Annotated in this window: 6 protein-coding genes and 1 pseudogene; 5 read left to right on the top strand and 2 right to left on the bottom strand. The window is 41.6% G+C overall.

Translation table 11 applies throughout. The annotated features are described in order from the left end of the window. Window positions 1-112: 112 nt before the first annotated feature. A pseudogene (locus ESZ39_RS18175) lies at window positions 113-607 on the bottom strand (transposase); the annotation flags it as partial. Window positions 608-1,219: 612 nt separating this feature from the next. Here ESZ39_RS18175 and ESZ39_RS16405 point away from each other — a divergent pair. Beyond that, complete coding sequence (locus ESZ39_RS16405; protein WP_146881008.1) at window positions 1,220-3,805, top strand: chemotaxis protein CheB; 2,586 nt, start codon at window positions 1,220-1,222, stop codon at window positions 3,803-3,805. Beyond that, complete coding sequence (locus tag ESZ39_RS16400) at window positions 3,802-6,060, top strand: EAL domain-containing protein (RefSeq protein WP_146881007.1); 2,259 nt, start codon at window positions 3,802-3,804, stop codon at window positions 6,058-6,060. Before ESZ39_RS16405 ends, ESZ39_RS16400 begins: the two co-directional genes overlap by 4 nt. Window positions 6,061-6,340: 280 nt before the next feature. Here ESZ39_RS16400 and ESZ39_RS16395 read toward each other — a convergent pair whose 3' ends face one another. Further along, window positions 6,341-6,823 carry an Rrf2 family transcriptional regulator gene (locus ESZ39_RS16395; protein WP_146881006.1) on the bottom strand — a complete coding sequence of 161 codons (483 nt, stop codon included), beginning with the start codon at window positions 6,821-6,823 and terminating at the stop codon, window positions 6,341-6,343. Window positions 6,824-7,001: 178 nt separating this feature from the next. Here ESZ39_RS16395 and ESZ39_RS16390 point away from each other — a divergent pair, with 178 nt between their 5' ends. The 3 genes from ESZ39_RS16390 to ESZ39_RS16380 are packed head-to-tail and all read left to right on the top strand — an operon-like array spanning window position 7,002 to window position 9,533. Continuing rightward, window positions 7,002-8,432: a cytochrome ubiquinol oxidase subunit I gene (locus ESZ39_RS16390; protein ID WP_146881005.1), complete on the top strand. Its 1,431-nt coding sequence runs from the start codon at window positions 7,002-7,004 to the stop codon at window positions 8,430-8,432. Further along, window positions 8,422-9,426 (top strand): cytochrome d ubiquinol oxidase subunit II, encoded by a 1,005-nt coding sequence (gene cydB, locus ESZ39_RS16385; protein WP_146881004.1) that lies wholly within the window; start codon window positions 8,422-8,424, stop codon window positions 9,424-9,426. The genes ESZ39_RS16390 and cydB overlap by 11 nt, the downstream gene beginning before the upstream one ends. After that, a complete protein-coding gene (locus tag ESZ39_RS16380) occupies window positions 9,426-9,533 on the top strand; it encodes a DUF2474 family protein (protein WP_146881003.1) in 108 nt (35 codons plus the stop codon). The genes cydB and ESZ39_RS16380 overlap by 1 nt, the downstream gene beginning before the upstream one ends. Window positions 9,534-10,347: the final 814 nt, after the last annotated feature.

Raw genomic sequence — 10,347 nt, 5'->3', positions numbered from 1 at the left:
CTGTTACATTTACTGCCGGTTCAGTTTAGAGACTGGGCTTAGATAGGCTTGAGCCGTGTGCGGGGAAACCAGCATGCACGGTTCTTAGGAGAGCGAGTAGCAGAAATGCTGCTCGCTTATCCGATAACCGTCCTGTGCAGTTATCTTCTTGATTAGCCTGTCTGGCAATACTTTCATTAAGTAACCGCATAAACCAACTAATATCCATCAAACGACTGCGGTATTCTTCCACCGTGTTTGTTAAGGTTTCTTCCAAATAGTGGGCAAGTGGCTCTCCCCTGCAATATTGTCTGGTTAGTAAAGTACCTTTAAACAACTGCTGCCACCGCTCAATCACTTCTTTTTTTGACCAAGCTTTCGCTGTATTTTCGTCAATAAAAATAACCATATGCGTATGATTACTCATAACAGCGTAAGCACAAACATCAATCGCAAAAACCTGACTTAAAGCGAGTAATTTATCTTCTACCTAACCACGCCTGTGCTCATAATCCTGACCTGTCGTTTTATCTTTGCCACAAAGATAAGCTCGGCTGACACAGCGTGAAATACAATGATAATAAGGTGTATCAGCCAAGCTGATCAGTTGTTTTCTGGCTGTAGTCATAAGAAGAATGCCTCTGTATCAAGATCATTAATTAACCTTAGTACAAGGGCTGATAATTCTCAAATAACAATGGATGTCCTAATTATTTTCTCTAATTATTTTCTATGGATGTCCTAATTATTTTCTACAAAGATAAGCTCGCCTGACACAGCGTGAAATACAATGATAATAAGGTGTATCAGCCAAGCTGATCAGTTGTTTTCTGGCTGTAGTCATAAGAAGAATGCCTCTGTATCAAGATCATTAATTAACCTTAGTACAAGGACTGATAATTCTCAAATAACAATGGATGTCCTAATTATTTTCACTGGCTGTAGTCATAAGAAGAATGCCTCTGTATCAAGATCATTAATTAACCTTAATACAAGGGCTGATAATGCTCAAATAACAATGGATGTCCTAATTATTTTCCATTAATTAACCTTAGTACAAGGGCTGATAATGCTCAAATAACAATGGATGTCCTAATTATTTTCTAATTATTTTCCCTAAGGTGCTTAACATCTAAGCTTGAGTACGAGGTTCTTTATAAAGAATTTCTAAAATTAATCGCACACGACTTAATATATTAGTTTACTATAATGTAATGGAGCTAAAAATAAATATACCTTAATGAAAAACAAAATAAAAGCCACGCAACCAAGTACTGACGCTGACTTACATCGATTAAATGCCCTAAAAAAACCGTCACATATTGTTGGTATTGGTGCTTCTGCTGGCGGTTTAGAAGCATTGGAAAGCTTTTTTACTCATGTAAAAACGCCTTGTAGTATGGCGTTTGTCGTCATTCAGCATCTAGATCCCTCTCGCAAAGGTATTATGGCTGAGCTGTTGCAACGCACTACACAAATGACAGTAAAAGAAGCTCGCAATAGTATGATAACAGAGCAAAATTGCGTGTATGTGATCCCGCCTAACAAAGATTTATCCATACTGCACGGCACATTATTCTTGTTTGATCCTGTGGTCAGTAAAGGCTTGCGCTTGCCGATTGATTTTTTCTTTCGTTCTCTCGCCAGTGATCAACGCGAACGTGCTGTAGCTGTTATTCTTTCTGGCATGGGTTCTGATGGCACCGTAGGTTTACGCGCCATCAAAGAAAATGCGGGACTATCTCTAGCCCAGTCACCTGAGTTCGCAAAATTTGATTCCATGCCTCAAAGCGCCATTAATGCAGAACTTATTGACATCGTAGCCAGCGCTGAAGAGTTACCAAAACATATACTTAAGGGCCTTAAACATGGCCCACAAATGACTCCAAAGAATATTGAATCAAAATTGGAACTCAAATCAAAAAGATCACTAGAACAAATCATTATCATTTTGCGTGAGCGCACCGGAAACGACTTCTCACTCTACAAGACAAACACCATTTATCGTCGTATTGAACGGCGTATGAACCTGCATCAACTTAAAAACATAGCACTTTATGCCCGTTATCTGCGCGAAAACCCACAAGAACAAGACCTGCTGTTTAAAGAACTGTTAATTGGTGTTACCCATTTTTTTCGTGATAAAGACATCTGGGCGCAGCTCAAGTCAACCTCGCTACCAGCACTATTGGCAAATTATCCTCAAGGTAAAGAGCTTCGAGCATGGGTTACGGCTTGCTCAACCGGTGAAGAGGCTTATTCACTCGCCATGACTGTGATGGATGTATTGGATGAGGTTAAGCCTAAAGCCCGCTTTAAACTACAAATATTTGCAACCGATCTTGACCAAGATGCTATCAATATTGCCCGGCAAGGCTTTTATCCAGCAAGCATTGAAGCTGAAATAACGCCAACACAATTGGAACGTTATTTCATTAAAGATAATAAGGGTTATCGCATCAGTAAGAAGATACGTGACATGATCATCTTTGCACCCCAAAATATTATTATGGATCCACCGTTTACCAAGTTAGATATTGTCACCTGCCGTAACCTTATGATTTATCTTGGACCAGAATTACAAAAAAAGTTAATTCCACTGTTCCACTATACACTGAATTCTCATGGTACTTTGCTGTTGGGCAATGCCGAAACCATTGGTAATTATACCAGCTTGTTCTCAGCACTTAACGATAGTGCACGGATTTTTACCCGCATCGATATTCCCAAGCATCGAATGGAAGTCGACTTTCCTTCAAGAATATTTCCTGTTATATCCTTGATAAACAATGAACCCAAGAGAACCCGCGATATGAGTAAAGACATTATCAACCTACAAACGCAAGCGGATCAAGTCCTACTGCAAAACTACTCGCCTGCCGCGGTGTTAGTTAATGCTGCCGGTGATATTATTTACATCAATGGTCGCACGGGAAAATATTTAGAAGCATCAGCGGGTAAAGCTAATTGGAACATTCACGTGATGGCATGTGAAGAGCTGCTTATGCACCTTAACCTCGCGATGAAGAAAGCGCTGACACAAATAGAGCCAGTAGTTATTGAAAATGTGATCGTGGGCGCAGAAACGATTAACTTAACGGTACAGGCCATTAATAAGCCAAAAGCTTTAATAGGCTCGCTGATGGTAGTTTTTACACCCGTTGTAGCACCGGCCACAAAGCCGAGCAGAAAACGGGGCAAAGCAGAGCAAGAAAATCAGCTTGAACTGCAACATGCGCGCGACGAAATAGAAGCAACTCGCGAGCAAATGCAAGCGGCACAGGAAGAGCTCAGGTCAACCAATGAAGAGTTGCAATCAACTAATGAAGAATTGCAATCCACCAATGAAGAACTGACCACTTCAAAAGAAGAAATGCAGTCAATGAATGAAGAGTTGCAAACGGTTAATACCGAACTACAATCTAAAGTTGATGATTTATCATGGGTCAACAACGACATGAAAAACCTGCTTAATAGTACAGAAATAGCGACGGTGTTTCTTGACAATGGACTACGTGTAAGGCGATTCACTAACTATGCTACCCACCTGTTTAAGTTGATCCCTAGTGATGTTGGTCGACCACTATCTGATATCGTCACTGAGCTCGATTATACTTCACTACAAAAAGATGCGCGGGGAGTGTTAGACACACTGCTCTTTGTAGAAAAAGAAATAACCGCTAACAATGAACGTTGGTTTAAAGTGCGCATTATGCCTTATCGCACACAAGAAAATGTGATTGACGGCGTAGTCATTACCTTCACTGACATCAGTGAAGCCAAGCTACTTGAGTCAAAGTTACGTAAAATAAAGCCTACTATATGACCAGCCCTTCACAGCCCCCTAGACTGTTGGCCAAACGCTCACCTAAAGAGTTACGCCGGTCTGCCGAAGCACAAGTGAGAAAAAAACGGGAGAGCAAGCAAGCTATGCCTAGCGAAAGTGATGCCCAAAAGTTACTACACGAACTGCAGGTTCATCAAATTGAATTGGAGATGCAGAATGATGAGTTACAGCAAGCGCAGATAACTGAACAACTACATTATCGCTATACTGAGTTATTTGAATTTGCACCCATTGCTTATCTTACTTTTGATCTGAAAGGTAAAATAACTCAAATCAATTTAAGAGGGGCGAGTATATTGGGTATTGAGCGTGCTCACTTGGCAGGCAGTAAGTTTGTCAATTATATCGCCATACCACATCGTAATACTTTCAAAGATTGTCTGGCAAAAGTGTTTGAGCATAAAGGTATACAATCTTGTGAGATATTAGTTAACGTTAATAAAACCAAGCGTTGGCTAAATGTCGAAGCTAATCTGGGCATTACAGGCACCGATTGTCTTGCTGCATTGGTTGATATTACCGAAAGAAAACAAGCTCAAAATGAGCAAAAATTGGCGGCTAGTGTCTTTACTCATGCTAGAGAGGGCATCACAATTACCGATAATAAAGCTATTATTATTGATGTTAACGACAGTTTTACCCGTATAACAGGCTACAGTCGTGATGAAGTTATTGGTCGGAGTCCACGTTTCCTACAATCAAATAAAGAGGCCCCCGAATTTTTTTCTGAGATTTGGCGAGCACTGCAAAAAGAAAGCCACTGGTCTGGTGAAATATGGAACCGACGTAAAAATGGTGAAATATATGCTGAAATGACCACGATTAGTGCCGTGCATAATGAATATGGTATCACTACCCACTATATCGCCTTAGCTAACGATATTACCCTGATGAAAGAGCATCAAAATCAACTGGAAAAAATTGCTCATTACGATGTACTGACTAACTTACCCAATCGTGTATTGCTAGCTGACCGACTATCTCAAGCCATGCTACAATGCAGCCGTCATCAGCAGTCACTCGCGGTAGTATTTCTAGATTTAGATCATTTTAAAGCGGTTAATGATGCCCATGGTCATCAAGTGGGTGATCAATTACTCATTGCCCTCTCACTTCGCATGAAAGAAGCCTTACGCGAGGGTGATACCTTAGCCCGTATTGGCGGTGATGAGTTTGTTGCTATATTAGCTGATTTAGACAAAGTTGAAGATTGTGAACCGGTGTTAGAACGCTTGTTGTTGGCGGCGTCTGAACCGGTCACAGTGGCTGACTTTATATTTCACGTCTCAGCCAGTATTGGCGTAACAATTTATCCACAAGATAGTGCCAATGCTGACCAGCTGGTACGCCATGCTGATCAAGCCATGTATGTAGCTAAAGAGTCGGGTAAAAATTGTTATCATTTATTTGATACCGCTCAAGATGACGCGGTTAAAATGCATCAAGAAAACCTAGACGCCATTCGTAATGCGTTGGACCATCATCAATTTGTACTTCATTATCAGCCTAAAGTTAATATGAAGACTGGCATAGTAGTGGGTGTTGAAGCGCTTATTCGCTGGCAGCATCCTAAACGAGGCTTATTAAACCCTATCGATTTTTTGCCCGTTATTGAAAATAATCCAATGAATATTGAGATGGGTGAATGGGTTATTGATACCGCATTGACACAAATAAGCAAATGGCAAAAAATGGGCCTTAGCCTCCTAAACATTAGCGTAAACATTGCCGCGGTTCAATTACAACAGTCTAGCTTTACACAAACCCTAACTGCATTACTAGCAGCCCACCCTGATGCTAAGCCACACTATTTAGAGCTAGAAGTACTGGAAACCAGTGCTTTAGATGATATTAATCATATCTCAAAAATCATGAATGACTGTATAGCGCTAGGGGTAAACTTTGCTTTGGATGATTTTGGTACCGGCTATTCATCACTCACTTATCTTAGGCGTTTACCCGCGGGCATGATTAAAATAGACCAGAGTTTTGTCCGAGACATGTTAGTTGATGCTGATGATTTGGCCATTGTTGAAAGCGTGATAGCTTTAGCTAAGTCCTTCAAGCGTGGCGTAATTGCTGAAGGTGTTGAATCGGTTGAACATTGCAAGGCTATATTGCAACTGGGCTGTGACTTAGCTCAAGGTAATGGTATTGCCAAACCGATGCCAGCAAGTGATATTCCTGCGTGGGTAAGCCAATGGAAACCTGATGTGAGTTGGCAGATTCAATAAGCTTAAAAGCGTATCAATAAAAGGTCTGTTTTTCTATAAAAGTGCAGGTAAGCTTAAACCACCTTAATAGTGATAGCACTACATCGACAAATTAAGGTAGCTGCTTATAGCCTACAGATTCATTAATTACCTTACCTGTAAATGTTATAGATAGTAGCTTTCTTGGTTGTGCCCAATCTCAGCCACTTGCTGTTGCTCGACAATATGCACCTTCATTTTCTCCTGTCTTACAGCATTTATTGCCAATCAGATTAAGATATTGCTCACTTATAAAGCGGTATCAACTACTATGGCCTGACTTTGAAAAAGTTGCTGGTTTACCGGTAATTTCTAACAAATCAATACGCTTTAGTAAAGGAATACGATTCGCGGAAATATCAGCAATAGTGACATTATCTAGCACATCCATAAATGCTTGAGTCGCTTCCTGAATTTTTTTGGAGAGCTTGCAAATACCAATTAATGGGCAGGTATTTTTCTCAGGGTTAAAGCACTCCACGACGTCTAATCGTCCTTCGGTGAGACGCACAACATCGCCGACCATGATCTCTTCTGCCGGACGGCTTAACCGAAAGCCACCATTACGTCCTCGTAGCGTTTCTAAATAACCAGCTCTGCCTAGCTCGTGCACTACTTTGACAATGTGTGGACGTGACACACCGTGAATGAAAACCACATCATCTACCCGTACTAACTCAGGGGCTTTAAGTGCAGCAAGCTGCAAACAACGCATCGCATAGTTGGTATAGCTGGTTAACTTCATCAGATGCTCTCTATTTTTATGTTGGGCTTACATTGATTGTCACATTTAAAAGTTATATTTTCAATATACTTTTATTTCAATATACTTTTATTTCAATATACTTTTATTTCAATATTGCTTTTATTGCCACACCAGTTTAACATACATTTGAAATACAACTTATATGAGCATTATAGTTATGTTGGAAAACTTCACTGCGGAGACACTTGCCCGAATGCAGTTTGCATTTACCGTCTCCTTCCATATTATATTCCCAGCCTTCTCGATCGGAGTGGCCAGCTATTTAGCGGTATTGAATGGCTTGTGGTTAAAAACACATGATCAAACCTACCTTTTTTTGTTTAACTACTGGAAGAAAATTTTTGCAGTTGCCTTTGGCATGGGCGTAGTGTCCGGCATTGTGATGTCATATCAGTTTGGCACTAACTGGTCAGTATTTGCAGACAAAACCGGGCCAATACTTGGGCCACTCATGGCCTATGAAGTGCTCTCTGCCTTCTTTTTGGAGGCGGGCTTTTTAGGTATCGCTTTATTTGGGCGTGAGCGTGTGGGTAATGGACTGCACATGTTCGCAGTTTGCATGGTCGCCTTTGGTACTTTGATGTCAGCCACGTGGATTTTATCGGTCAACTCGTGGATGCAAACGCCTGTTGGCTATAGCATTAATGATGTAGGGCAATTTATTCCAGAAGACTGGTGGCAAATTGTCTTCAACCCTTCGTTCCCATACCGTTTAGTACACATGGTGATGGCAGCCTTCCTCACAACCGCGCTAGTGGTTGGTGGTGTCGGCGCATTACACCTGCTACGAAACAAGGCCGATGCTGCTGCACGCCGTATGTTTTCAATGGCAATGTGGATGTTAATTGTTGTCGCCCCTTTACAAATTGTTGCTGGAGACTTGCACGGTTTAAACACTTTAGCGTATCAACCAGTCAAAGTTATGGCGATGGAAGGACACTATGACAGTCACCCAGAAGGTGGACCGCTGATATTATTTGGCATCCCTAACCCAGAAGAAAAAAGGATTGATTACGCGATTCAGATCCCCAAACTCTCTAGTTTGATCCTTAAACATGACTTAAACGCCCCACTTGCAGGCTTAGATACCATTCCTGATGAGGACGAGCCACCCGTTACAGTGGTATTCTGGAGCTTCCGCATTATGATTTCTCTAGGTTTTGCCATGTTAGGACTGGGTGTGTGGAGCTTATGGCGACGCATTCGCGGCAGATTTTATGATGACGATTTGTTAAAGCGTGCGGCAATTGTTATGGCACCCATGGGGTTTGTTGCCGTATTGGCAGGTTGGGTTACTACTGAAGTAGGTCGTCAACCTTTCACCGTTTACGGACTATTACGCACCACTGACAGTCTCGCACCGATTGAAGCACCCGCGGTTGCTGTGTCGCTGATCGCATTTATCATCGTTTATTTCTTTGTTTTTGGCGCAGGTACTTACTATATTTTAAGACTGATGAATAAACCAACAGCTACCTCAGACCTTGAGATAAATGACGGCCCTATCCGGACCGCACAAAACCAATTTAGTGAAAAAATTAACGCAGACCCTGATTCAGGTGCGCAAGGAGACAATCGTGGAATTTGAATTATCGTTTATCTGGGCTATGATTATCGCCTTCGCTGTACTCACTTATGTTATTTTAGATGGCTTTGACTTGGGCATCGGTATTTTGTTTCCGTCGGCTAAATCAGAGCAAGACAAGTCGGTTATGATGAATACCATCGCCCCGGTTTGGGACGGTAATGAAACTTGGCTGGTGATGGGAGGTGGTGGTTTATTTGCCGTTTTCCCTCTAGCCTACGCCGTTATTATGCCAGCCTTGTACATGCCCATTATACTAATGCTGTTAGCACTGATTTTCAGGGGTGTTGCCTTTGAATATCGCTGGCGAACCGTCCGTTGGAAACCAGTTTGGGACTTTGCCTTCTGCGCCGGCTCGGTTGTAGCTGCCTTCACTCAAGGCATTTCACTAGGTGCGTTAGTGCAAGGCATTGAAGTGGCAAACCGCGCTTACGCTGGAGGCTGGTGGGATTGGCTAACCCCGTTCTCACTCTTAACCGGCTGTGCAGTTGTCATTGGCTACGGCTTACTGGGCTCCACGTGGTTGATTATGAAAACAGAAGGTGATCTACAAACTAGAATGCGGGGTTATGCAAAATGGTTAGGCATTGCTACCCTAGGTTTTATTGGTGTTGTTAGTATGCTGACCCCTTTTCAAGACCCCGCTTATTTTCAACGTTGGTTTACGCTGCCGGGCAGTATTTTTAGTGTGCTGGTCCCAGGTTTAGTTGGGCTCTGTACTTGGTTGCTATTTATCGGTTTGAAACAAAAAAAAGAAGCACAGCCATTTCTCGCCTCACTCGGCTTATTTGTCCTCAGTTTCATCGGTATCCTTGTTAGTTTTTACCCTAATATTGTACCGCCAAGTCTAACGATCGTTGAAGCGGCAGCACCTGATTCAAGTTTAAAATTCACGCTGGTGGGAACGATGGTTTTAATACCACTTATATTAATCTATACCGCTTATGCATATTGGGTGTTCAGGGGCAAAGTAAAACCTGAAGATGGTTATCACTAATGGCTTTACAAAAATGGAAAAAACTGGCTTGGTTCGTCGGTATTTGGCTTGCTGGGGTTTTAGCACTGGCCATTGTGGCCATGCTGATAAAGTCAGCTATTCTTTAACAACTTGCTGTGCCAGGTCTGATTAAAAGCTGGCCTGGTTTGTTAAATTAAACCGATGAGATATTGCCATAAATTTTGTTGCTACACTCTGTTGTTATACTCTGTTGCTAGACTCTGTTGTTATACTCTGTTGCTACACTCTGTTGCTACAATAGTCATCATCGCTGCACCATGCAATAAACAGGCATCATCGACAAGCTTTATAACCATAATGCCGGTCATTTAACAAAGATACATCGCATTAATCGCCGGCTTAACCGTTGACCGATACAGGCTCGATGTAGGTTGGATTTCAGTCCATCAAGTTAAATGAAATATAACTGTCTTAGCTATAAATTCCGATCTATAAAAATGAGTCATGGCTGCAGATGTTTTTTGGCCCATCGCGTTAATCACTCGCTAGACAGTTGACGGACTGAAGTCCGACCTACAAAAAAATAATACCAGTTCCATTAAGTTTGTGATCTTGTTGTGCGCAGGAAAAATAACTCAAGGTAAGGCGCTCGATTGAGCAATAGCTGGCTATTGGAATTGAGAACAACACAGCCTTGAGCTATTTTAACTAGTACAAGTGAGCAATAACTTAATGGGATTGGGATTGGTATAATACCAATTACATTAAATTTGTGATCTAATGGTAGTTATGAAATATATTACTAAAAAACAATTATCTGAGAAATTGGAGCTTATTAATTTAAAGGCACTTATTGCTCAAGAAACCAATGGCAGAATGAGAATTCGCCTATTAGCTTTATTGCACATTAAGGATGGAGCTGACAGAACTCAAGCTGCCAAACATGTAAAAGTAAGCAGG

Source organism: Colwellia sp. C1TZA3 (assembly GCF_007954265.1).
Taxonomy (GTDB): Bacteria; Pseudomonadota; Gammaproteobacteria; order Enterobacterales; family Alteromonadaceae; genus Cognaticolwellia.
Note: the sequence above shows the minus strand (reverse complement) of the source record. Positions and strands in the feature narration are given on the sequence as shown.

Coding starts and splice junctions, on each gene's coding strand:
- ESZ39_RS16390 (WP_146881005.1), top strand. CDS start 7,002: ATGTTGGAAAACTTCACTGCGGAGACACTTGCCCGAATGCAGTTTGCA.
- ESZ39_RS16380 (WP_146881003.1), top strand. CDS start 9,426: ATGGCTTTACAAAAATGGAAAAAACTGGCTTGGTTCGTCGGTATTTGG.
- ESZ39_RS16395 (WP_146881006.1), bottom strand. CDS start 6,823: ATGAAGTTAACCAGCTATACCAACTATGCGATGCGTTGTTTGCAGCTT.
- ESZ39_RS16405 (WP_146881008.1), top strand. CDS start 1,220: ATGAAAAACAAAATAAAAGCCACGCAACCAAGTACTGACGCTGACTTA.
- ESZ39_RS16400 (WP_146881007.1), top strand. CDS start 3,802: ATGACCAGCCCTTCACAGCCCCCTAGACTGTTGGCCAAACGCTCACCT.